The 23,687-nt window shown below is 62.3% G+C and carries 20 protein-coding genes; 13 read left to right on the plus strand and 7 right to left on the minus strand.

The features are described 5' to 3' along the window. Nucleotides 1–158: 158 nt before the first annotated feature. Complete coding sequence (locus RHM60_RS23035) at nt 159–500, plus strand: aspartate-semialdehyde dehydrogenase (RefSeq protein WP_209989700.1); 342 nt, start codon at nt 159–161, stop codon at nt 498–500. Between the two features lie 69 nt (nt 501–569). Next, complete coding sequence (locus RHM60_RS23040; RefSeq protein WP_209989703.1) at nt 570–731, plus strand: hypothetical protein; 162 nt, start codon at nt 570–572, stop codon at nt 729–731. A gap of 788 nt (nt 732–1,519) precedes the next feature. On the opposite strand, the gene RHM60_RS23045 is transcribed toward RHM60_RS23040, so the two are convergent. Both RHM60_RS23045 and RHM60_RS23050 read right to left on the minus strand, forming a co-directional pair. Continuing rightward, a complete protein-coding gene (locus RHM60_RS23045) occupies nt 1,520–2,995 on the minus strand; it encodes an inorganic phosphate transporter (protein ID WP_209989706.1) in 1,476 nt (491 codons plus the stop codon). Between the two features lie 334 nt (nt 2,996–3,329). After that, entirely contained in the window at nt 3,330–3,530 is a 201-nt protein-coding gene (locus tag RHM60_RS23050) for a hypothetical protein (RefSeq protein ID WP_003231079.1), read from the minus strand. A gap of 521 nt (nt 3,531–4,051) precedes the next feature. Between RHM60_RS23050 and pcaR the strand changes: the two genes are divergently transcribed. From pcaR to pcaC, 11 genes are all read left to right on the plus strand, one after another. Beyond that, nucleotides 4,052–4,894 (plus strand): pca regulon transcriptional regulator PcaR, encoded by an 843-nt coding sequence (gene pcaR / locus RHM60_RS23055; RefSeq protein WP_209989709.1) that lies wholly within the window; start codon nt 4,052–4,054, stop codon nt 4,892–4,894. Nucleotides 4,895–5,038: 144 nt separating this feature from the next. Beyond that, nucleotides 5,039–6,379 carry an MFS transporter gene (locus RHM60_RS23060; RefSeq protein WP_322212886.1) on the plus strand — a complete coding sequence of 447 codons (1,341 nt, stop codon included), beginning with the start codon at nt 5,039–5,041 and terminating at the stop codon, nt 6,377–6,379. Nucleotides 6,380–6,636: 257 nt separating this feature from the next. Then, nucleotides 6,637–7,494, plus strand: a complete 858-nt coding sequence (locus RHM60_RS23065; RefSeq protein WP_209989716.1) for a CoA transferase subunit A — start codon at nt 6,637–6,639, stop codon at nt 7,492–7,494. After that, nucleotides 7,494–8,273 carry a CoA-transferase subunit beta gene (locus RHM60_RS23070; RefSeq protein WP_209989718.1) on the plus strand — a complete coding sequence of 260 codons (780 nt, stop codon included), beginning with the start codon at nt 7,494–7,496 and terminating at the stop codon, nt 8,271–8,273. Before RHM60_RS23065 ends, RHM60_RS23070 begins: the two co-directional genes overlap by 1 nt. Further along, nucleotides 8,270–9,472 (plus strand): 3-oxoadipyl-CoA thiolase, encoded by a 1,203-nt coding sequence (pcaF, locus tag RHM60_RS23075; RefSeq protein ID WP_322214662.1) that lies wholly within the window; start codon nt 8,270–8,272, stop codon nt 9,470–9,472. The genes RHM60_RS23070 and pcaF overlap by 4 nt, the downstream gene beginning before the upstream one ends. Before the next feature lie 17 nt (nt 9,473–9,489). Next, the gene (gene pcaH / locus RHM60_RS23080) at nt 9,490–10,194 is read left to right on the plus strand and encodes a protocatechuate 3,4-dioxygenase subunit beta (protein WP_209989722.1); all 705 of its coding nucleotides are present in this window, start codon (nt 9,490–9,492) and stop codon (nt 10,192–10,194) included. A 1-nt stretch (nt 10,195) separates the two neighbouring features. After that, nucleotides 10,196–10,762 carry a protocatechuate 3,4-dioxygenase subunit alpha gene (gene pcaG / locus RHM60_RS23085; protein ID WP_322212888.1) on the plus strand — a complete coding sequence of 189 codons (567 nt, stop codon included), beginning with the start codon at nt 10,196–10,198 and terminating at the stop codon, nt 10,760–10,762. Between the two features lie 187 nt (nt 10,763–10,949). Then, on the plus strand, nt 10,950–12,245 hold the full coding sequence (locus tag RHM60_RS23090; protein ID WP_209989727.1) for an MFS family transporter: 1,296 nt from the start codon (nt 10,950–10,952) through the stop codon (nt 12,243–12,245). Between the two features lie 10 nt (nt 12,246–12,255). Next, the gene (locus RHM60_RS23095) at nt 12,256–13,620 is read left to right on the plus strand and encodes a 3-carboxy-cis,cis-muconate cycloisomerase (RefSeq protein ID WP_322212889.1); all 1,365 of its coding nucleotides are present in this window, start codon (nt 12,256–12,258) and stop codon (nt 13,618–13,620) included. Nucleotides 13,621–13,630: 10 nt separating this feature from the next. Then, on the plus strand, nt 13,631–14,422 hold the full coding sequence (pcaD, locus tag RHM60_RS23100) for a 3-oxoadipate enol-lactonase (protein WP_209989733.1): 792 nt from the start codon (nt 13,631–13,633) through the stop codon (nt 14,420–14,422). A gap of 102 nt (nt 14,423–14,524) precedes the next feature. Next, a complete protein-coding gene (gene pcaC, locus RHM60_RS23105) occupies nt 14,525–14,929 on the plus strand; it encodes a 4-carboxymuconolactone decarboxylase (RefSeq protein WP_057007855.1) in 405 nt (134 codons plus the stop codon). Nucleotides 14,930–14,991: 62 nt separating this feature from the next. Here pcaC and RHM60_RS23110 read toward each other — a convergent pair whose 3' ends face one another. The 5 genes from RHM60_RS23110 to RHM60_RS23130 form a co-directional block, all read right to left on the minus strand. Beyond that, entirely contained in the window at nt 14,992–15,876 is an 885-nt protein-coding gene (locus RHM60_RS23110; protein ID WP_209989735.1) for a polysaccharide deacetylase family protein, read from the minus strand. A gap of 130 nt (nt 15,877–16,006) precedes the next feature. Further along, nucleotides 16,007–17,482, minus strand: coding sequence for a M91 family zinc metallopeptidase (locus RHM60_RS23115; protein ID WP_231422035.1), 1,476 nt, complete (start codon nt 17,480–17,482; stop codon nt 16,007–16,009). Between the two features lie 153 nt (nt 17,483–17,635). Further along, nucleotides 17,636–18,886: an OprD family porin gene (locus tag RHM60_RS23120; RefSeq protein WP_322212893.1), complete on the minus strand. Its 1,251-nt coding sequence runs from the start codon at nt 18,884–18,886 to the stop codon at nt 17,636–17,638. 184 nt (nt 18,887–19,070) lie between these two features. Then, nucleotides 19,071–20,528: an AdeC/AdeK/OprM family multidrug efflux complex outer membrane factor gene (adeC, locus tag RHM60_RS23125; protein WP_209989743.1), complete on the minus strand. Its 1,458-nt coding sequence runs from the start codon at nt 20,526–20,528 to the stop codon at nt 19,071–19,073. Beyond that, on the minus strand, nt 20,525–23,686 hold the full coding sequence (locus RHM60_RS23130; RefSeq protein WP_231422040.1) for an efflux RND transporter permease subunit: 3,162 nt from the start codon (nt 23,684–23,686) through the stop codon (nt 20,525–20,527). The genes adeC and RHM60_RS23130 overlap by 4 nt, the downstream gene beginning before the upstream one ends. Nucleotide 23,687 lies beyond the last annotated feature (1 nt).

Below are 23,687 nucleotides of genomic sequence, written 5' to 3' on the forward strand. Positions count from 1 at the left end.
GGACTCTGACGAAAACTACTCCGTTTGAGTGGGCGCGCGTGCCTTCAATCGACGGGTGGCGGGCACTTGTGAGTGTCGACTGAGTCACAGGTTGGCGATGCTGCGCTCAAGTTGGTGCGCAGCGCGCCGACAGCCTGAAGATCAGGAGAGTAATTATTATGCTGCCACCCATGTTGCCCGTCAGCGTCGTACCGGTCACGTCGCAACTGGACCCGGTAAGGCCCAAGCCGGATATCCCGCCCGTGGTGCCGGTACAGCCGAGTTCCAACGAAAGCACCATCGACCTGAAAAAGGGCGACGCTGAGCAGTCGAATTTCCTCCTGCGTGAAGAACAACGCCGCCAGCAGGAACAGCAGAAGCGCCGCCGCGAAGCCGATGAAGATCCGGAACAGCATCTGGCGATTCCAGGCGATGTGCTCAACGCCGACAACACCGTTCCCGTCATCCCTCTGATCGAGGATGAGCCACGTCAGGGGCTGTGGGTGGACGTCGAGGTGTGAAGGTGTATTTGCGGTCACGCGGGGCAGGCCGCATTATTGCGTCATCCCCGCCACAACGTAAGCCAAGCCATGAGTGACGATGACAAGCTGATCGATCTGAATGCCGAACGTGCCAAGCGCGTGCATGACCTCAATGACAAGCGCTTGAATGAAGTGCGCCAGGCGTTTGAACAGGCAATGCCTTTGGCAAAGCCGAAGAAAAAACCGAAGGGCAAGCCGAAAAAGCGCTGAAACAATGTGCATCCATTGACCCCGGTCAATTCCTCGCTCCACCGTCTCCGTTAACGTGGCCCTATTGATGTTTATCCGTAAAGGACTTTGCGGATTACAGGGCACGCAAGGCATTTTGGGCGACTTCGGTCGCCTTTTTTTGCCTGAAATTCAGCTGCCGAGTATTTGCGGGGTGACCCCATCCCTGTGGCAAACCCTATGCCGTTCAGTTAAGCCAGCGTGATGCTCGAAGCAATGAGCGGTGCGACTTTTCGGTGTACATATCTGTTTCTGCGGTAACGACGACTTAGGGTTCCGCCCTTACGCAGGCTTTGGAGCGCGGCTAACCCGGCGTCCTGCCGGGTTAGCCACGCTCCAAAACCTGCGTTCGGCCAGCGTGTTTGACGGGGCGCCTAAGATCAAGATCAAGAGCGCGGCGGCCTGAGAGCCGACCGGAATGGTCTGCCGAACGTTGTACAAAATGTGGGAGGGGGCTTGCTCCCGATGGCGTCGGCCCAGCAAACATTGATGTTGAAGACCCACCGCTTTCGCGGGCAAGTCGAATCGTCGCACCGCCGCTCCCCTGTGGCGAGCAGGCTTGTCCTGCGTTGGGCTGCGCAGCGGCCCCAAAGCCAGGCGCTGAGCCGTATCAGGTACACCGCGTTTTGCTCGATTAGGGGCGCTTCGCCCCCCAACGCGGGGCAAGCCCGCTCGCCACAATGAGTTCGCTCTGCACACAGGATTCGGTGCAGCCAATAAAAAAGGTGCGACCCTTGCGGATCGCACCTTTTTTTATTGCAGGCGGCTTATCAGCTGCCCAGCGCCTTGGACGCCAGCCAGAACAACCCGGCCGACAGGGCCACGGTTGCCGGCAGGGTCAATATCCAGGCCATCAGGATGGTCTTGACCGTGCCACCTTGCAGGCCGCTTTTATTGGCGACCATGGTGCCCGCCACGCCCGACGACAATACGTGGGTGGTCGACACCGGCAAGGCGAAGATGTTGGCGAAGCCGATCATGGTGGCGGTGGTGATCTGCGCCGACATGCCCTGGGCGTAGGTCATGCCCTGTTTGCCGATCTTTTCGCCGATGGTCAGCACCACCCGCTTCCAGCCCACCATGGTGCCCAGGCCCAGGGCCAGGGCGACTGCCAGAATCACCCAGAACGGCGCGTATTCGGTGGTGGCGGTCAGGTCTTTGCGCAGCTTGTCGAGGTCGGACTTCTCACGCGCATCCAGGCCAGGCAACTTGCCGACTTTCTTCGCGGTGTCGTCCAGGCAGAGCAGGTAGCGACGCACTTCGATGCGGTGGTCGGCACTCAGCGAATGATAGTCGGACACGCCTTTCAAGGTGTCGACCAGCGCATTGATGGTCGGCTCGGTCTGCTGCGGGTTGCACTGGAACTTGCCTGGCAGGTCGCCCTTCACGCTCTTGCCCAGTGCCAGGAACTCGCCAAGGGTGGCGTTGTTGCGCTGGTAGAACTGGCTCAAATGCACGGTGGCGTCGCGGGTGCGTTCGATCTGGTAGGTGGTGCTGCCCAGGTCGAGAACGAACTGCGCCGGCACGATGCCGATCAGTACCAGCATGATCAGGCCGATACCTTTCTGACCATCGTTGGAGCCATGCACGAAGCTCACGGCCATGGCCGAGATCACCAGCACCAGGCGGTTCCAGAATGGCGGGTGTTTCTTGTCGTCGAGCTTGCGGCGCTGGTCCGGGGTTTTGTGCATCTTTGACAGCGGACGCCACCACTTCAGGCCGATCAGCACCAGGGCTGCGACGATGAAACCGGCCATCGGCGAGAACACCAGCGAGGCGCCGATATCGACTGCCTTCTGCCAGTTCACACCGTCCGCCAGCGGAATATCGTTGATCAGGGCGTTGGCCAGGCCGACGCCGAGGATCGAGCCGATCAGCGTGTGGGAGCTGGAAGCCGGAATACCGAAGTACCAGGTGCCCAGGTTCCAGGTGATCGCCGCTGCCAATAAGGAGAAGACCATGGCCAGACCGTGGCCGGTGTTCACATTGATCAGCAACTCCACCGGCAGCAGATGCACGATGGCGTAGGCGACACCCACACCCCCGAGCAGCACGCCGAGGAAGTTGAACACCCCGGAGAAGAACACGGCCAGGTGTGGCGGCATGGCTTTGGTATAGATGACTGTGGCCACCGCGTTAGCAGTGTCATGAAAGCCGTTGATGAACTCGAAGGCGAGGACAAAGGCCAGGGCGAGCAACAGGCTCACTAGCACCCACGCATCCAGTCCGCTGAATAAATCGATCATGAAGGTTTTCTGACCCGGTCGTAAGGGGGCGCGATTATGCCAGAAAACCTCGGTAATCGATGCACTAGCTGCTCATCGGTAGCAATCTTCCCGGAAAAAATCTGTGGGAAACGCGCGCATCCCAGCGTTTCCGGGGCTTTGACAAGTCGTTGATTTATAACGCGCGGGGCTGCAATGACGCGGTTTTGTCACAAAATCGTCACTTCTGAAACATTTGTATGAAATTTCCCAGAGGTCCGTAGGCCGCTAACTGAAATGCAGAAAAAGACAGGTGCTCTCAGCCGACGCTCGACCGGCAAAGACTGCAACACCCTAGACGCCCACACCGAAGGACTTATGACTCTTCGGCCTTGAGTTCCTGTTCAATCTTCTCGATTTCCTGAGCAAATGCCTGATCGAGCAAGCTGGCACGCTTGCGCCAAGGCTTGCGCTCCGGCTCAGGCTGCGCGGCGTAGGTGGTGACTTCCCCGCCGTAAACGTCCTTGTAACGTTGTTCCTGGCGCTCAAGTTCCGCGCGCAGTTCGTCTTTCGTCACAGTTGTTACCTAATTGAGTTGAGTTTAATTAATGTGCAGCGATAAGGCAGAAACTCGCGATCGAGGGTTCGAATTGAACAGTTGAACCGTTCAAGTGGAACATTAATGCCCGAGAGGACTTCGTTTAACACCTTGCGTGTAACCGACGAAGCACTCAACGGGCGCCGTCAGGCGAGCTCCAAAGCCGATACTGATACCGGGCTGACCTCTGCACAGCCTGCATTATAGCGGCGCATTTGAATAACACTACTGGCATAAAGTTAAAAAGCCCTAACTTCGTGTGAGGGATTTGTTACACAGGAGTCAGTATTGGCTGAAGAAGCTGACGTCATCACTAGTTGGTTTCATCGCCGATGAAGACAGATTAATTCAAGGCGTTATAGCGGGACAAATTGCGATAATCGACTGCTCGTCCGATAATCGCCCAATGACGCCGGCCTCGTCTTGTCTGGCGGGTCGGTGCGGTTTGTAATGGCGAGCAGCCCTCCCTGCGCTTGCAGAACAAGAAAAAAGGACCCCAAATGAACGACCAATTGCGTAACGCCTTCGCATCGGTGGCGCCGCCAATCGTGGCTTCACCGGCCAAGCGCATCCAGGCGTTCACCGGCGATCCGGACTTCATGACCTCCCTGGCCCGCGGTCTGGCCGTGGTGCAGGCGTTCCAGGAGCGCAAGCGCCACCTGACCATCGCCCAGATCAGCCATCGCACCGAAATCCCCCGCGCCGCCGTGCGCCGTTGTCTGCACACGCTGATCAAGCTCGGCTACGCCACCACCGATGGGCGCACCTATTCGCTGTTGCCCAAAGTGCTGACCCTGGGCCACGCCTACCTGTCGTCGACCCCGTTGGCCGTGTCCGCCCAGCCGTACCTGGACCGCATGAGCGAGCAACTGCACGAAGCCTGCAACATGGCCACGCTCGAAGGCGACGACATTCTCTACATTGCCCGTTCCGCCACCACGCAACGCCTGATTTCGATAGACCTGTCGGTGGGCGGGCGCCTGCCGGCCTACTGCACCTCCATGGGCCGCATCCTCCTGGCGGCGCTGGACGACGCTTCGCTGCAGGATTACCTCGACCATGCCGACTTGCCCACCAAGACCAGTCGTACCCTGACCACTCCTCAAGCGCTGTTCGAATGCCTGCAACAGGTGCGCCAGCAAGGCTGGTGTATCGTCGATCAGGAACTCGAGCAAGGCCTGCGCTCCATCGCCGTGCCGGTGTACGACGCCTCCGGCCAGGTATTGGCCGCGCTCAATGTCAGCACCCATGCCGGGCGAGTCAGTCGCAGCGAGCTGGAGCAGCGTTTCCTGCCGAGCATGCTCAGTGCCAGTCGCGAGCTGAGTACCCAACTGTTTGCCTAAGCTGTTCGGTGACCGCACAGATCCGGGCGCGATGAATTGACGGTCTTTGCCCGCGCTGATTAAGGTGCGGCAGCGCTTCCGGGCGCACCCAATAATAATGACGACCTCAGGTCGTTGGCCCGCCATCGGTGTGGAATAACAATAATGACGCAACCTTCTGTTGGCTCCACCCTGGACGTCCAGTCCTTCATCAATGCCCAGCCACTGTCACGCTACCAGTGGCGTGTGGTGATCCTGTGTTTCCTGATTGTCTTCCTCGATGGCCTCGACACTGCCGCCATGGGCTTTATCGCTCCGGCGCTGTCCCAGGATTGGGGTATTGATCGCGCCAGCCTCGGCCCGGTGATGAGCGCCGCGTTGATCGGCATGGTGTTCGGCGCCCTCGGCTCCGGGCCGCTGGCGGATCGCTTCGGACGCAAGGTTGTGCTGGTGGGGGCGGTGCTGGTGTTCGGCGCCTTCAGCCTGGCGTCGGCTTACAGCTCGAATGTCGACCAACTGCTGGTGCTGCGCTTTCTGACCGGGCTGGGCCTGGGCGCCGGCATGCCGAATGCGACCACCCTGTTGTCCGAATACACCCCCGAGCGCCACAAATCTTTGCTGGTGACCAGCATGTTCTGCGGCTTCAACCTGGGCATGGCCGGTGGCGGGTTTATCTCGGCCAAGCTGATTCCGGCGTTCGGCTGGCACGCCTTGTTGATGATCGGCGGCATCCTGCCGTTGGTCCTGGTGGTGGCGCTGATACTGTGGCTGCCCGAATCGGCGCGCTACCTAGTGGTGCGCAATCGCGGCACCGACAAGGTGCGCGAAGCGCTGTCTCCCATCGAGCCCACGGTGGTCGCCCAGGCCAGCGCCTTCAGTGTGCCCGAGCAAAAAACCGTCAAGGCACGCAACGTGTTCGCGGTGATCTTCTCCGGCACCTACAACGCCGGCACCTTGTTGCTGTGGCTTACCTATTTCATGGGCCTGGTGATTGTGTACCTGCTCACCAGCTGGCTGCCGACCCTGATGCGCGACAGCGGCGCCAGCATGGAGCAGGCCGCCTTCATCGGCGCGCTGTTCCAGTTCGGCGGCGTGTTGAGTGCGGTCGGTGTGGGCTGGGCGATGGACCGCTTCAATCCGCACAAGGTCATCGGCACGTTTTACCTGCTGGCGGGGGTCTTCGCCTACGCAGTAGGGCAGAGCCTGGGCAATATCACCCTGCTGGCGACGTTGGTGCTGATTGCCGGGATGTGCGTCAACGGCGCGCAATCGGCGATGCCGTCTCTGGCCGCGCGTTTCTACCCGACGCAGGGCCGCGCCACGGGGGTATCGTGGATGCTCGGAATCGGCAGGTTCGGCGCGATCCTCGGTGCATGGATGGGCGCCACGCTGCTGGGCCTGGGCTGGAACTTCGAGCAGGTGCTGACTGCGCTGGTGATCCCGGCCGCGCTGGCCACTGCGGCCGTGATCATCAAGGGCATGGTCAGCCATGCGGATGCCACTTGAGGGCTGGTGGCGTTTAAAAATGTGGGAGGGGGCTTGCTCCCGATAGCGGTGTATCAGTCAGCACATCCTGGGCTGACACAATCCTATCGGGAGCAAGCCCCCTCCCACATTGGATTGAATTAGCTCGCTAACAAATGTTCGATTATCGAACGTTTAGTCGATTATCGGATTGTTTGGCGCCATGCCCTCGGCTTAATCTTCAGGCACTTCGGCGCCACCTCAGCGCCTTTTTCGATCCACACCGGGAGCCCCACCCCATGGCTGACATTCTCACCCTGCGTGATGCGGTCAAGCGCTTCGTGAACGACGGCGACACCGTCGCTCTCGAAGGCTTCACCCACCTGATCCCTACGGCCGCAGGCCATGAAATCATTCGTCAGGGCAAGAAAGACCTGACGCTGGTGCGCATGACGCCCGACCTGATCTACGATCAGTTGATCGGTGCCGGCTGTGTGCGCAAGCTGATTTTCTCGTGGGGCGGCAATCCGGGTGTGGGCTCTCTGCATCGCTTGCGTGACGCGGTGGAAAAACAGTGGCCGCAGCCGCTGGAGATCGAAGAACACAGCCATGCAGACCTCGCCAACGCCTACGTTGCAGGAGCCTCCGGGCTGCCCTTCGCGGTGCTGCGCGCCTACGCCGGTTCCGACCTGCCCAAGGTCAACCCGCTGATCAAGACCGTGACCTGTCCATTTACCGGCGAAGTGCTGGCGGCGGTGCCGTCGGTGCGCCCGGACATCACGGTGATTCATGCGCAGAAAGCCGACCGCAAGGGCAACGTGCTGCTCTGGGGCATTCTCGGTGTGCAGAAGGAAGCGGCCCTGGCAGCCAAGCGCTGCATCGTTACCGTCGAGGAAATCGTCGACGATCTGAATGCGCCGATGAACAGCTGCGTGCTGCCGACCTGGGCCCTGACCGCCGTGTGCCATGTACCTGGCGGCGCACATCCGTCCTACGCCCACGGCTACAACGAGCGCGACAACCGTTTCTATCAGGCGTGGGACCCGATTGCCCGCGACCGTGGGACCTTTACCGCCTGGATCGACGAATACATTCACGGCACTGCCGATTTCAGTGAATTCCAGGCCAAGCTGGCCACCGCGCAGGAGGCCAAGTAATGGCTTACTCGACCAACGAAATGATGACCGTCGCCGCCGCGCGCCGCCTCAAGAACGGCTCGGTATGCTTTGTCGGCATCGGCCTGCCGTCCAAGGCCGCCAACCTGGCGCGCCTGACCTCATCGCCCGATGTGGTGCTGATCTACGAGTCCGGCCCGATTGGCGCCAAGCCTTCCGTGTTGCCGCTGTCCATCGGCGATGGCGAACTGGCGGAAACCGCTGACACCGTGGTGCCCACCGGCGAGATCTTCCGCTACTGGCTGCAAGGCGGACGCATCGACGTCGGCTTTCTCGGTGCGGCCCAGGTCGACCGTTTCGGCAACATCAACACCACCGTGGTCGGTGACTATCACCAGCCCAAAGTACGCCTGCCGGGTGCCGGTGGCGCGCCGGAAATCGCCGGCTCCGCCAAAAGCGTGCTGATCATCCTCAAGCAGTCGGCGCGCTCGTTTGTCGACAAGCTGGACTTCATCACTTCGGTCGGTCACGGCGAAGGCGGTGATTCACGCAAGCGCCTGGGCCTGCCGGGTGCCGGACCTGTGGGCATTATTACCGACCTGTGCATCATGGAACCGGAAGAGGGCACCCATGAGTTCGTGGTCACCGCGCTGCACCCCGGGGTCACCCGCGAGCAAGTAATGGCCGCCACCGGTTGGGCGATTCGCTTTGCCGATCAGGTCGACACCAGTGCCGCACCGACAGAGGTCGAACTGACCGCCCTGCGTGACCTTGAAGCCCGCACGGCCGCCGCCCACGGCCAAGCGCCTGGAGAAGCCTGATGCGCGACGTATTTATCTGTGATGCCATTCGCACCCCCATCGGCCGCTTTGGTGGTGGCTTGTCCACGGTGCGCGCCGATGACCTGGCCGCGCTGCCGATCAAGGCGCTGATGGAGCGCAACCCGTCGGTGGACTGGAACGCGGTGGACGAGGTGTTCCTCGGCTGCGCCAACCAGGCCGGCGAAGACAACCGCAACGTCGCGCGCATGGCGCTGTTGCTGGCCGGCCTGCCGCAGAGCATTCCCGGCGTAACCCTCAACCGTTTGTGCGCCTCGGGCATGGACGCCATCGGCACTGCCTTTCGCGCCATCGCCAGCGGCGAAATGGAGCTGACGATTGCCGGCGGCGTCGAGTCGATGTCCCGTGCACCGTTCGTGATGGGCAAGGCCGACGCCGCGTTTTCGCGCAACATGAAGCTTGAAGACACCACCATCGGCTGGCGTTTTATCAACCCCTTGATGAAAGCCCAGTACGGCGTGGACGCGATGCCGCAGACCGCCGACAACGTTGCCGATGACTACAACGTGTCCCGCGCCGATCAGGACGCCTTTGCCCTGCGCAGCCAGCAACGCACGGCCGCTGCCCAGGCTGCCGGCTTCTTTGCCGAAGAAATCGTGCCGGTGCGGGTCGCCCATAAAAAAGGCGAAACCCTGGTGGAGCACGATGAGCATCCACGGGACACCACCCTTGAGGCCCTGACCAAACTCAAGCCGGTCAACGGCCCTGACAAGACCGTCACCGCCGGCAACGCGTCAGGCGTGAACGACGGTGCGGCGGCGCTGATTCTGGCGTCCGCCGACGCGGTGAAAAAACACGGCCTCACGGCCCGCGCCCGGGTATTGGGCATGGCCAGCGCCGGTGTTGCGCCGCGTGTGATGGGCATCGGCCCGGTGCCGGCGGTGCGCAAGCTGGTGGAGCGCCTGGGCCTGGCCGTCAGCGATTTCAATGTGATCGAACTCAATGAAGCCTTTGCCAGCCAGGGCCTGGCGGTGCTGCGTGAGCTGGGGATTGCCGACGACGCGCCGCAGGTCAACCCAAACGGCGGCGCCATTGCGCTTGGCCATCCGTTGGGCATGAGCGGTGCGCGGTTGGTACTGACAGCCCTGCATCAGTTGGAAAAAACCGGGGGCCGTAAAGGCCTGGCGACTATGTGCGTGGGCGTCGGCCAAGGTTTGGCCCTGGCGATTGAACGCGTCTAATAAGAGAGGATTGCTCCATGAGTGACAAGCCCGGTTACCGGCGCCCGCAAGCGGGCACTCAACCTGATTACCTGCACCCGGCCTACCAGTCGACGAACCTGCGTTCGCCGTCCCGGCCGCTGGTGTTCCTGCCCCATTCCCTGTCGGAAATCACCGGCCCGAGCATCGGCGCCGAGCGGGTCAATGAGACCGACAACGACCTCACCGCCCAGCATGACGGCGAGCCGCAAGGCGAACGCATCATCATCCATGGCCGTGTGCTGGACGAAAACGGTTTGCCGGTGCCGGGCATTCTGGTGGAAATCTGGCAGGCCAACGCCGCCGGCCGCTACAACCACCCGCGCGACCTGCACGATGCGCCGCTGGACCCCAACTTTACCGGCACCGGCCGCACCGTCACCGACGCCGATGGCTGGTACCAGTTCCAGACCATCAAGCCCGGTGCCTACCCGTGGGGCAATCACCACAACGCATGGCGCCCGGCGCATATCCACTTTTCGCTGTTCGGCCCCAGCGTGCTGACCCGGTTGGTGACGCAGATGTACTTCCCCGGCGACCCGCTGCTGGAATACGACCCGATCTACAACTGCGTGCCGGACACCTCGGCCAAGCAGCGCCTGATCGCCAGCTTCGACCTGGAAAAAACCATTCCTTCCTATGCCCTCGGCTACCGCTGGGACATCGTCCTGCGCGGCCGCGACGCCACGCCGATGGAGAAATGAGATGAGCCTGTATGCAACCACGTCCCACACGGTGGGGCCTTACTACCACATCGGCCTGACCTGGCTGAACCGCGAGGACTTGACCGTCGCCGCCACGCTGGGCGACCGCGTGGCGATCAGCGGGCAAGTGGTGGACGGCAACGGCGATGTCGTCAACGACGCCATGCTGGAGGTCTGGCAGGCCAACGCCGCCGGCAAGTACGACCACCCGGAGGATGAGCAGGCCAAACCCGTCGACCCGAACTTCGAAGGCTTCGGCCGCGTGCCGGTGGATGCCGAAGGGCGGTTCCGCTTTACCACGATCAAGCCGGGCAGCGTTCCCGGGCTCAAGGGTACGACCCAGGCGCCGCACCTGGTGGTGCTGGTATTCGCACGGGGCCTGGTGAAGCACTTGCTTACACGGATTTATTTTGCCGGCGAGGCGTTGAATCGGGATGACCCGTTGCTGGCCTGTGTGCCGGCCGAGCGGCGCGCGACGTTGATTGCCGAGCAGGATGGGGCCGGTGTGTATCAGTGGAATGTGATTTTGCAGGGCACCGACAGGGAAACAGTGTTTTTCGATTACTGAGTTGGCCTGACATCCAATCGGGAGCAAGCCCCCTCCCACATTTTGATTGGTGAATACATTCAAAAATGTGGGAGGGGGCTTGTTCCCGATGAGGCCCTTTGAGTCAGAACACCCTCAAACTCTTCTTGCAAGACATGGTTGTTGCAAAGTATGTCTAGGCTATACCCGTCCCACTGAGTAAAAAACCATGACAACAACAACGATTCACTACACCGGGGAAGAACGCCGCAAACGTATTTTTGCAATCGTCGGCGCGTCCTCCGGCAACCTTGTCGAATGGTTCGACTTCTATGTCTACGCCTTCTGCGCCATCTACTTTGCCCCGGCGTTTTTCCCCTCGGACGAACCCACGGTGCAGTTGCTCAACACCGCCGGTGTGTTCGCCGCCGGGTTCCTGATGCGGCCCATCGGTGGCTGGCTGTTTGGCCGGGTGGCCGACAAGCACGGGCGCAAGAACTCGATGATGATTTCGGTGCTGATGATGTGCGCCGGCTCACTGGTTATCGCCTTTCTGCCCACCTACAAGGACATCGGTGTCTGGGCGCCGGTGCTGCTGCTGATGGCGCGGCTGTTCCAGGGCTTGTCGGTGGGGGGCGAATACGGCACCACCGCCACCTACATGAGTGAAGTCGCCCTCAAGGGCCAGCGCGGTTTCTTCGCTTCGTTCCAGTATGTGACCCTGATCGGCGGGCAACTGCTGGCGGTGCTGGTGCTGGTGATCCTGCAACAGATTCTCAGCGACGAAGAGTTGCATGCCTGGGGCTGGCGCATTCCGTTCGTGATCGGCGCCATTGCAGCAGTCATCTCCCTGTTGCTGCGTCGCACCCTTAAGGAAACCGCCAGCACGCAAGTGCGCCAGGACAAGGACGCCGGCAGCATAGCCGCGTTGTTCCGCGATCACCGAGGGGCATTCATCACCGTGCTCGGCTACACCGCCGGCGGCTCGCTGATTTTCTACACCTTTACCACCTACATGCAGAAATACCTGGTGAACACCGCCGGCATGCACGCCAAGACCGCCAGCTACATCATGACCGGCGCGCTGTTTGTGTATATGTGCATGCAGCCGCTGTTCGGCATGCTCTCGGACCGGATCGGCCGGCGCACTTCGATGCTCTGGTTCGGCGCCCTTGGCACCCTGTGCACGGTGCCGATCCTGATGACCCTGAAAACCGTGACAAACCCGTTCCTGGCGTTTGTGCTGATCTCCCTGGCGCTTGCTATCGTCAGTTTCTATACCTCGATCAGCGGGCTGGTCAAAGCCGAGATGTTCCCGCCCCACGTACGCGCCCTTGGCGTAGGCTTCGCTTACGCCGTGGCCAACGCGATCTTCGGCGGTTCGGCGGAGTACGTGGCGCTGGGCCTCAAGTCCCTGGGCATGGAAAACACCTTTTACTGGTACGTCACCGGCATGATGGCCGTGGCGTTCCTGTTCAGCCTGCGCCTGCCGAAACAGGCAGAGTACCTGCACCACGATTTGTAAGGGATCCGTTATGACGCTGCGCACGAGCAACCAATTGTTCGACGCCTACTTCACCACCGACAGCATGGCCGAGGTGTTCTGCGACCAGGGCCGCTTGCAAGGCATGCTGGATTTCGAGGCGGCGCTGGCCCGCGCGCAGGCCCGGGTCGGGTTGATTCCGCAGGCCGCCGTCGCGCCGATTGCCCAGGCGTGCCTGGCCTCGCTGTACGACGTCGACGCCCTGGGCGTGGCGATTGCCACCTCGGGGAATTCGGCCATCCCGCTGGTCAAGGCACTGGGCAAGTTGATTGCCAGCGAGGACGCCGGGGCCGAGCGCTATGTGCATTTGGGCGCAACCAGCCAGGACGTGATGGACACCGGCCTGGTTCTCCAGGTGCGCCAGGCACTGGCATTGATCGACGCGGACCTGGCGCGCCTGGGGGACGTTCTCGCTGCCCAGGCCCAGCGCTACGCAGCGGTGCCACTGGCCGGGCGCACCTGGCTGCAGCACGCCACGCCGGTCACCCTGGGGATGAAAATCGCCGGTTGGCTGGGAGCGGTGACTCGCAGTCGCCAGCGCCTGGCGCAGTTGAAGCCACGCGTGCTGGTGCTGCAGTTTGGCGGTGCGTCCGGCACCCTGGCGGCGCTGGGTGAGCAGGCCATGCCGGTGGCCGAGGCGCTGGCGACGGAGTTGCAATTGAGCCTGCCCGAACAACCCTGGCACACCCAGCGTGACCGTCTGGTGGAGTTCGCTGCGGTGCTTGGCCTGATCGCCGGCAGCCTCGGCAAGCTGGGCCGCGACATCAGCCTGCTGATGCAGACCGAAGCCGCTGAAGTCTTCGAGCCGTCGGCGCCGGGCAAGGGCGGTTCATCCACCATGCCGCACAAGCGTAATCCGGTGGGCGCCGCCGTGCTGATCAGCGCCGCCACCCGCGTGCCGGGGCTGGTGGCGACCCTGTTCAGCGCCATGCCCCAGGAGCACGAACGCAGCCTGGGCTTGTGGCACGCCGAATGGGAAACCCTGCCGGACATCTGCCGGCTGGTGTCCGGTGCGCTGAAGCAGGCGCTACTGATGAGTGAAGGCCTGGAGGTCGACGCTGAACGCATGGCGCGCAATCTCGACCTCACCCAGGGCCTGGTGCTCGCCGAAGCAGTCAGCATCGTGCTCGCCCAACGCCTGGGCCGCGAAACCGCGCATCATCTGCTGGAGCAATGCTGCCAGCGTGCGGTCGCCGAGGGTCGGCATTTGCGCGCGGTGCTGGCCGATGAAGCGCAGATCACCGCCGAGCTGTCAGCCACCGAACTGGACCGCCTGCTCGATCCGGCGCACTACCTGGGCCAGGCACACACCTGGGTCAGCCGCGCCGTCACCGAACATTTTGCCTTGAACGCCTGAGGAGGCTGCCGTGCCCTTTGTCCAACTCGCCGACGGCGAACTGCATTACCAACTCGACGGGCCTGCCGATGCCCCCGTGCTGGTGCTGTCCAACTCCCTGGGCACCGACCTGCATATGTGGGATATCCAGATGCCAGCGTTTACCCGGCATTTTCGTGTGCTGCGCTGCGACACCCGTGGTCATGGCAAGTCACTGGTCACGCCGGGGCCCTACAGCATCGAGCAACTGGGCCGCGACGTGCTGGCGCTGCTGGATGGGCTGGGTATCCAGCGCGCACATTTCTGCGGGCTGTCCATGGGCGGGCTGATCGGCCAATGGCTGGGCATCAACGCCGGCACACGCCTGCAGCGCCTGGTGGTGTGCAATACCGCTGCGAAGATCGGCACCCCCGAGGTGTGGGACCCGCGCATCGAGACCGTGCTGCGGGACGGCGCGGCGGCAATGGTGGCGCTGCGCGATGCGTCGATTGCCCGCTGGTTCACCGCTGACTTTGCGGCGGCGAATCCGCATCAGGCGCAACAGATCACCGACATGCTCGCCAATACCTCGCCCGAGGGCTACGCCGCCAACTGTGCCGCCGTGCGCGACGCGGATTTGCGCGCGCAACTGGTCTCGATCAAGGTGCCGACGCTGGTGATCGCCGGCACTGAAGATGCCGTGACACCGCCGGCCGGCGGCCACTTTATCCAGAACCATGTGCAGGGCGCCGAGTACGCCGAGTTCTATGCGGCGCACCTGTCCAACGTTCAAGCGGGCGCCGCGTTCAGCGACCGCGTTATCGAGTTTCTGCTGGCCCACTGACCCAGTGATGGCTGGTCTTGCAATGGCGAGCGGTGTGGCTGTGGTGAGCGGGCTTGCCACAAAAAATCCGTTCGCCACATTTCCTGTTCAGAGGAGCTTTTTGTGGACGAGAAACAACGTTATGCCGAGGGACTCAAGGTGCGCCGCGAAGTGCTCGGCGATGCCCATGTCGATCGCAGCCTCAACGCCCTGACCGAGTTCAACGGCGAGTTCCAGGAGATGATCACCCGTCACGCCTGGGGCGATATCTGGACCCGCCCGGGCTTGCCTCGGCATACCCGCAGCCTGATCACCATCGCCATGCTGATCGGCATGAACCGCAGTGAAGAGTTGAAACTGCACCTGCGCGCCGCCGCGAGCAATGGCGTGACCCGTGCCGAGATCAAGGAAGTGCTGATGCAGAGCGCGATCTACTGCGGGATTCCAGCGGCGAACGCCACGTTCCACCTGGCCGAATCGGTGTGGGATGAGTTGGGGGTTGAGTCTCGCCAACAAGATCCGACGTGAAATACGCTCAGAAAGGTGGGAGCAAGCCCCCTCCCACAGGGGATTCTCACAGGCTCAACACATCAGTGTGAATCGGCATCCCACACCCAATTCCACACCCCCGGCAGGTGCACCGGCGCATTCACATCCTTGACCGTGCGTGCCAGCGCCGCGCGTTGCAGGGCGGCGGTGTCGGTGTAGAACGGCTCGGCGGCGGTCTTCATGCCGTTGACGCGCGCGCTGTCCAGCAGGATCTGCAGATACTCCTGCAGATGCCGCGCGGTATAGCGGTTGATATCGTGGAAGGTCACCACCACCGGAATCACCCCGTCCACCGTCGGCAGCTCACCCAGGGCAATGTGTTCGCGCACCACCGACAACTGCCGGTACAGGTTGGCGCGCCGCCGGGGGCTGGCGTTGAAGCCCCAGATCTTGCCGTCGTTGGCGCTCAGGTCGGTGAGCAACACGGCCATGCCATGGCGCTGGTAGGCGGCGAAGGTGCGCTTGTCGTAATTCCAGAACGGCGGACGTACCAGCACGGGCGGTGCGCCGGTGATCCCGGCAATGTCCGCTGCGCCCAGGCTGAGGGTGCGCGCCAGTTCGGCATCGCTCAACCAGCGGTGGTTGGTATGAAACGCGGTGGCGGTGTGGAACCCCAGCACATGCCCGGCGGCGAATTCACGCACCAGGGTCTTGCGCCCGCGCGGACTGCCGCCGGAACGCGCCCCTTCGGTCTGCACGAAAAACACCGCCTTGATACCCGGTAAAATCGGGTTGTGCGCCAGGTCACCCAACACCGAACGGCTCGGGTTGTTGTAGCCCGAGGCGCTGGGGCCGTCATCGAAGGTGATGAGAAAACGGATCGGCGCCTGAGCCTGCAAACGCTGCGCGGTCTGCGGCGTGAGGGCGATGGGTTGGCCGATACAGCCGCTGAGCAGAACCGACAAAAGGACAATGAGGTATTTCATGGCGGCCTTGGCGAAGAGGTAGGCGTCCGTGTCGTTGAGGTTCCTTTACCGTGTGAGGGCGCGTGCACGATACAGCATGCACACGCCGCGATCACCGGTATAAATGGCCGCCTGGCCAGGCGAGTCTGATTCAGGCGTAGCGGGTTCGCAGCGCCAGGCCCATTTCTGCGTTTAGCGTGTTTTCGGTAAACGGGGCTGGGTTGGTTGAGGTGGGAGGGGTGGAGGCGTTGTTGTCGAAGTCGAAAGGCGGCGCGTTGCTCACCAGGCCGACGGCTTGCAGTTCGCTGTTGGGTGGGCCCGGGCGCTCGGGTTGATCGCTGGTCGGCGCGCTCGCACCTGGCAGGAAGGTGCCGTTGGCGCCATTCCAGGCGTGCGCCATTTCATGGAAAAGCTGGTTGAGCGGCAAGAACAACGGGTCCGTCCCGTAAATAGTGGCCGGGTTGTAGAAAATCGTGCCTTTGTCGGCCCGTGACCCCGGTACCCCGTCCTGTATGTAACCCCACTTTGGGTCAGTGCGTTCAGTGGGAACCTGATTGTCCTGAGCCAGGTGTTGCAGCTCGGTGCTCCAGAAACGGTAGGAGTTACCGCGATCACTGGGCACGATGAGAACCGGACCGCCATTTTTTACGGCCATCTCATCCAGCGCTTTCAGCATCTTTTGCCCTTGTGGCGATGCGCGAAGCAAGGTCAGATCGTCTTCGACTCGCGCAACGAAGTCAGGTGGCCCCTGGATACTGAAGGCTTGTCGGCCTGCGTCGGTAGGTGTCACACGGGTGACCGTTGAGCCTTGTGTTTTCATCAGGCGATCTGTCGCTTGTGCATGGATGCGCGCCTTGATCGCAGTCGCGCGCAAGGTGTTGCGCCCTGGCCCTGAGTAAAATGTGGTGTTGCCGTGGCCCACCAGCAGGTCGTCACCCAGGCCACCGTTGAGCACCGTGTGCCCGTTGCCTGCGTACAGGTGGTCGTTGCCTGTACCGCCATCAAGATGGCTCTGTTTATCGGCCGGCCCGCTGCCGGCGTACAGGCGATCATTGCCGGCATTGCCGTACATTACCGTGTGGCCCCGGCCACCTTTGAGTATGTCGTTGCCCTCATTGCCTTCGGCGTAGCCGGTGTGGCTGCCGAGGGTAATATCGTCATCGCCACGCCCGCCATACACGCAGGTTTTGCCGCCGCCCGCCTGGACCACATCATTGCCGTCTCCGGCGTCGATCTCGACACGTACGTTGACGTTGGGGGCGATGGTAATACGGTCGTCGCCCGCGGCGGACTTGATGTGGAGCAGGGTTGGAATGTTCGAGCGCCCGTCTGGGGTATCGAGTACGTAATCACGACCGTTCACCTGAGCGTACAGCTGGCCATCAGGGCGTTGGCTGATATGAATCCGGTCGGCGCGTTCACCTGTTTCGAGGAACAGAACATTCGCCAGCGTCTCTGGACGCTCAGGGTTTTTCAGGCCCAGGGTGAGTGCCTGACCGGCGCGCAGATTTCCATCATCCACCAACACCCTTCTGTGGGTCTGAACAGGCGGTGGGCCGGACGGTGTGTTGGCCGACGGTCGTTCGGGCGCCATGGCGTGGTTGTGATGGGAAGTGACTGTGGTCATGGCCTGTACCTGTGTGTCGGATAAGGTGATGTGTAGCGCCGTCTTACAGCGCATGCCCTTCAGTCGTGCCATGGCAGGGAAACGTTCATGCGGTAAATGAGGCAATTTGCTACAAAAACAGCCACGACCCATCAGATCGTGGCTGTTGCGGGGTTACAGCAGGCTGATGGGGTAGCTGACAATCAAGCGGTTTTCGTCGAACTCATTGTTGCTGTAGTCACGCCGCATGCTGGAATTGCGCCAGCGCATCGTCAGGTTTTTCAGGCTGCCGCTTTGCACGGTGTAGCCCAATTCGCTTTCGCGGCCCCATTCCTTGCCGTCCGTCACGCTGCCGGTGTGCACGTTGCTGCCGCTGATGTAGCGGTTCATCAAGGTCAGCCCTGGCACGCCGAGGGCGGCAAAGTTGTAGTCATGGCGCACCTGCCAGGATTTTTCCTCGGCGTTGTCGTAGCTCGAGTTGTAGCTGTCATTGGCCAGGGTGCCGCCGCTGGTGCCGTTGACGCGCATCCATTGGCTGTCGCCGCTGAGTTTTTGCAGGCCCACATAGAAGGTGTTGCCGCCGTAGCGTGCGGAGAACAGGCCGGACCAGGTCTTGTTGTCCAGCTTGCCGGCGCGGGCGCTGCCGTCGTCGGTGCCGTAGAAAAACCCGAGGTTGGCGCCCAGGGTCCAGTCGCCCAGGGGCTGGCTGTGGATCAGGTTGATGAACTGCTGGCTGTAGATGTCCTTGAGCTGGGCATTCCACAGGCCGATCTGGGTGCGCTTGTCGTTGAACGCGTATTCGCCGCCCTGGAAGTTGAAGCGGTCGGAGGTGAACGCGGTTCTGCCGACCATCGACAGGTCAGTCATGCTGCTGTCGTCACGCGGGCTGTTGGCGCGGAACTGGCCGCCATAGAGGGTCAGGCCGTCGATTTCCTTCGCGGTGATCTGCCCGCCGCGCAACGTCTGCGGCAGGGAGCGGCCATCGTCGGCGCGCAGGATCGGCAGCACCGGCATCCATTCGCCGACCTTCAGTTCGGTTTTGGAAATGCGCGCCTTGAACGCCACGCCCAGGCGCCCGAAGTCGTCCGCCGGGCGGCCATCACGGTCCAGCGGCAGCAACTGGGTGCCGCCAGTGCCGCGCCCGCCATCGAGCTTGAGCGAGTACAGGCCCAGCACATCCACGCCAAAGCCGACCGTGCCCTGGGTGAAGCCGGAGCGGGCATCGAGGATGAAACTCTGCGTCCACTCCTGCGCGCCGCCCTGGGCTCTGGTCGGGTTGGTGAAATTGCGGTTGAAGAAGAAATTGCGCAAGTTGAGGTTGGCGCTGGCGTCTTCGAGAAAGCCGTGTTCCTCGGCGCAGACGGGCAGGGCAAGGCTTGCGACAGCGGTTGCCAGCAATAGCTGGCGCGGGCGAAACGTGCTCATGGCGTAGGACCTGTTGTTATTGGGGTTATGCAGGTGCGCGCATGGTGCGGGGCGGTGTGGGAGCGATGAAAGTGGGGCAGGGCGGGTTTTGGGCGATGATCGAACGCAAGTTGGCGCGGTTAAAAGAGAGGCATAAAAAAACCGCTTCCGATGACGGAAGCGGTTTTTGATTACATCCGGGCGGTCAGAACAACTTCAACGTCGGGGCTTCTTCTTTCACGGGCTCGTTCTGCGCGGTCTGCGCATTCCAGCCACCGCCGAGGGCCTTGTACAGGTTGACCTCGCTGGTGAGCTGCGCCAGGCGGTCGGTGATCAGCGACTGCTGGGCACTGAACAGCTGGCGCTGGGCGTCGAGGAAGGTCAGGTTGCTGTCCACGCCAATGCGGTAGCGACGTTCGGCCAGGCGGTAGTAATCCTGGTTGGCCGCGACGAAGCCGCGCTGGGCGTCCAGTTGCTGCTTGTAGGTCTCACGCGCGGCGAGGCCGTCGGACACTTCCTGGAAGCCGGTCTGGATGGCCTTCTCGTAGTTGGCCACGTTGATTTCTTTCTGGATCTTCGAGTAGTCCAGGCTGGCGCGCAGGCTGCCGGCATTGAAGATCGGGATGTTGATCTGCGGGGCAAACGACCAGGTACCCGAGCCGCCCTTGAACAGGCCGCCCAGGTCCGGGCTCAGGGTGCCGGCGTTGGCCGTCAGGCTGATGCTCGGGAAGAACGCCGCGCGGGCTGCGCCGATATTCGCGTTGGCCGCCTTGAGGTTGTACTCGGCCTGCACGATGTCGGGACGTCGTTGCAGCAGGTCCGAGGGCAACCCGGCCGGCACTTCGGCGAGCAGGTCATCGGACAGTGGCTTGCTGGCGATATTCGCCGGCAGCCCGGTGCCCAGCAGCAGGGTCAGGCTGTTTTCGTCCTGGGCCACCTGGCGCGTGTAGCGTGCCAGTTGCACCCGGGCGTTTTCCACCGAGGTGCGTGCCTGGCTGAGGTCGAGGGCCGAGGCCACGCCGACTTCGCTGCTGCGCGAGGTGAGCTTGAAGCTCTGTTCGAACGCGCCCAGGGTGTCCTGAGTGAGCTTGAGCAGTTCCTTGTCGGCCTGCCAGGTCAGGTAGGCGTTGGCCACGCTGGCCACCAGGCTGATCTGCGTGCTGCGCCGTGCTTCTTCGGTGGCGAAGTATTTTTGCAGGGCCTCTTCACTCAGGCTGCGCACACGGCCGAACAGGTCCAGCTCGTATGAGCTGATCCCGAGGGTGGCCGAGTACTGGCTGGTGATGCCCGATTGACCGGTCTGCGACATACGTGCCGGGGTGCGCTGGCGGCTGCCGGCACCGTTGGCCGACACGGCCGGGAACAGGTCGGCACGCTGGATGCGGTACTGCGCGGCATACGCGTCGATGTTCAGCGCCGCGACGCGCAGGTCGCGGTTGTTCACCAGGGCGGTCTGGATCAGTTGCTGCAGGGCAGGATCGTGGAAAAACTGCTTCCAGCCTTGTTCGGCAGCCGCCTGGCCCGGCGCCTGGGCCGACGAATACGCCGGCCCCTGCGGGTACTGCGCGGCCACCGGCGCTTCGGGGCGCTGATAGTCAGGTATCAGCGAGCAGCCACTGAGCACGAAGGCGGTGACGGCTAGGGAAAGTAGCGACTTGCTCATTGGCCAGCCTCGTTAGGGGTTTGCGTGGTTTCAGTCTTTTTGCGCTTGCCGATGGCCGACACGGTTGCGAAGAACAGTGGCACCCAGAAGATCGCCAGCACGGTTGCGGTGATCATACCGCCGATCACGCCGGTACCGATGGCATGTTGGCTGCCTGAACCTGCGCCCGAGGAGATCGCCAGCGGCAGTACGCCGAGGATGAACGCCATGGAGGTCATGATGATCGGGCGCAGACGCATGCGGGAGGCCTCGATGGCCGCCTCGACGATGCCCTTGCCCTGTTCGTGGAGTTCCTTGGCGAACTCCACGATCAGGATGGCGTTTTTCGCCGCCAGGCCTACCGTCACCAGCAAGCCTACCTGGAAGAACACGTCGTTGGACAAGCCGCGCATGCTGGTGGCGATCAACGCCCCCACCACACCCAGCGGCACCACGAGGACCACCGCTATCGGGATCGACCAGCTTTCGTAAAGTGCCGCCAGGCACAGGAACACCACCAGCAGCGACAGCGCGTACAGCGCAGGCGCCTGCGAGCCGGACAGGCGTTCTTCGTACGACAGGCCGGTCCATGCGTAGCCGATACCGGCCGGCAATTGCTTGGCGATGCGCTCGACCTCGGCCATCGCGTCACCGGTGCTGTAGCCCGGTGCCGGGGTGCCGAGGATTTCCATCGCCGCCACGCCGTTATAGCGCGACAGTTTCGGCGAGCCGTAGATCCACTTGCCCGAGGCGATGGCCGACAACGGCACCATCTTCCCGGAGTCGCTGCGCACGTACCATTTGTTCAGGTCTTCAGGCGACATGCGGCTGGCCGCTTCACCTTGTACGTACACCTTCTTCACACGGCCACGGTCGATGAAGTCGTTGACGTAGCTGCCACCCAGGGCAATCGCCAGGGTCTGGTTGATGTTCGACAGCGTGATCCCCTGGGCACTGGCCTTCTCGTCGTCGACGGTGAGCTCGTACTGCGGCTCATCGTTCACGCCGTTGGGGCGCACACCGGCGAGGATCTTGCTCTGGGCGGCCATGCCGAGGAACTGGTTGCGTGCCGCCATCAATTTCTCATGGCCGACACCACCCTGGTCCTGCAGGAACACGTCGAAACCGGTGGCGTTACCCAGCTCCAGTACCGACGGCGGCACGATGGCAAACACCATGGCGTCCTGGAACGTCTGCATGAAGTAACCCTGGGCGCGCTTGGCGATCTCGAACACCGAGGTGGAATCGTCACGCTCATCCCACGGTTTGAGCATCACGAAGGCCAGGCCCGAGCTCTGGCCGCGACCGGCGAAGTTGAAGCCGTTCACGGTAAATACCGATTTCACGCCCTTGCCTTCGCCCGGCTCGCCTTCCTTGTCGTTGAGCAGGTAGATACGCATGTCGTCGATGACTTTTTGCGTGCGTTCAGCCGTGGAGCCGACCGGGGTCTGCACCTGGGCAAAGATCACGCCCTGGTCTTCGTCGGGCAGGAACGCGGCCGGGATACGCATGAACAGCCAGATCATGCCGGCGAAGATCAGCAGGTACACCAGGAACGCCGGGATCTTGTGCTTGATCATGTTGCCCACGCCGCGCTCGTAGCTCAGTACGCCACGGTCGAAGGTGCGGTTGAACCAGCCGAAGAAACCGCGCTTGGGTTGGCCGTGTTTTTCCGGATCGATCGGCTTGAGCATGGTGGCGCACAGCGCCGGGGTGAAGATCAGCGCAACCAGTACCGACAGCGCCATGGCCGAAACGATGGTGATGGAGAACTGTTTGTAGATCACACCGGTGGAGCCGCCGAAGAACGCCATCGGCAACAGTACCGCCGAGAGCACCAGGGCAATACCCACCAGGGCGCCCTGGATCTGGCCCATGGATTTGACCGTCGCCTCCTTGGGCGACAGGTGCTCCTCGGCCATCACCCGCTCGACGTTTTCCACCACCACGATGGCGTCGTCCACCAGCAGGCCGATGGCGAGGATCATGCCGAACATGGTCAGGGTGTTGATGGTGAAACCGAACGCCGCGAGGATACCGAAGGTGCCCAGCAATACCACCGGTACGGTCATGGTGGTGATGATGGTGGCGCGGAAGTTCTGCAGGAACAGGAACATCACCAGGAACACCAGCACGATCGCTTCGATCAGGGTGTGTACGACACCGGAGATCGATTCGGTGACCACTGGCGTGGTGTCATACGGCACCACTGCCTTCATGCCTGGCGGGAAGAACGGTTCCAGCGACGCCACCGTGGCGCGGATGGCCTTGGCGGTGTCCAGGGCGTTGGCGCCCGAGGCGAGCTTGATCGCCATACCGGATGCCGGGTTGCCGTTGAACTGCGCGCTGATGCTGTAGTTCTGGCCGCCCAGTTCGATGCGGGCCACGTCATGCAGGCGCACCTGGGAGCCGTCGGCATTTACCTTCATCAGGATATTGCCGAACTGCTCGGCGTTTTGCAGACGGGTCTTGCCGATGATCGTCGCGTTCAGCTGGGTGCCGGGCAGGGCAGGCAGGCCGCCCAGTTGGCCGGTGGCCACCTGCACGTTCTGCGCGGCGATGGCGTTGCTGACGTCAACCGGGGTGAGCTGGAAGTTGTTCAGCTTGGCCGGGTCCAGCCAGATGCGCATCGCGTACTGCGAGCCGAACACCTGGAAGTCACCGACGCCCGAAGTACGCGAAATCGGGTCCTGGATGTTGGACACGATGTAGTTGGAGAGGTCGTCCTTGGTCATGCTGCCGTCTTCGGACACCAGACCGATTACCATCAGGAAGTTCTTCACCGACTTGGTCACGCGGATACCCTGCTGCTGCACTTCCTGCGGCAGCAATGGGGTCGCCAGGTTCAGCTTGTTCTGCACCTGCACCTGGGCGATGTCCGGGTTGGTCCCCTGGTTGAACGTCGCGGTGATGGTCATGCTGCCGTCGGAGTTACTGTCCGAGGCCACATAGCGCAGGTTGTCGATACCGTTGAGCTGTTGCTCGATCACCTGCACCACGGTGTCCTGCACGGTTTGTGCGGACGCGCCCGGGTAGGTCACCTGGATGTCGATGGCGGTTGGCGCGATGGCCGGGTACTGATTGATGGGCAGCTTCAGGATCGAGAGTGCGCCGACCAACATGATCACCAGGGCGATCACCCAGGCGAAAATGGGACGGTCGATAAAAAATTTCGACATG

This window comes from Pseudomonas sp. MH9.3, assembly GCF_034354675.1.
GTDB lineage: Bacteria > Pseudomonadota > Gammaproteobacteria > Pseudomonadales > Pseudomonadaceae > Aquipseudomonas.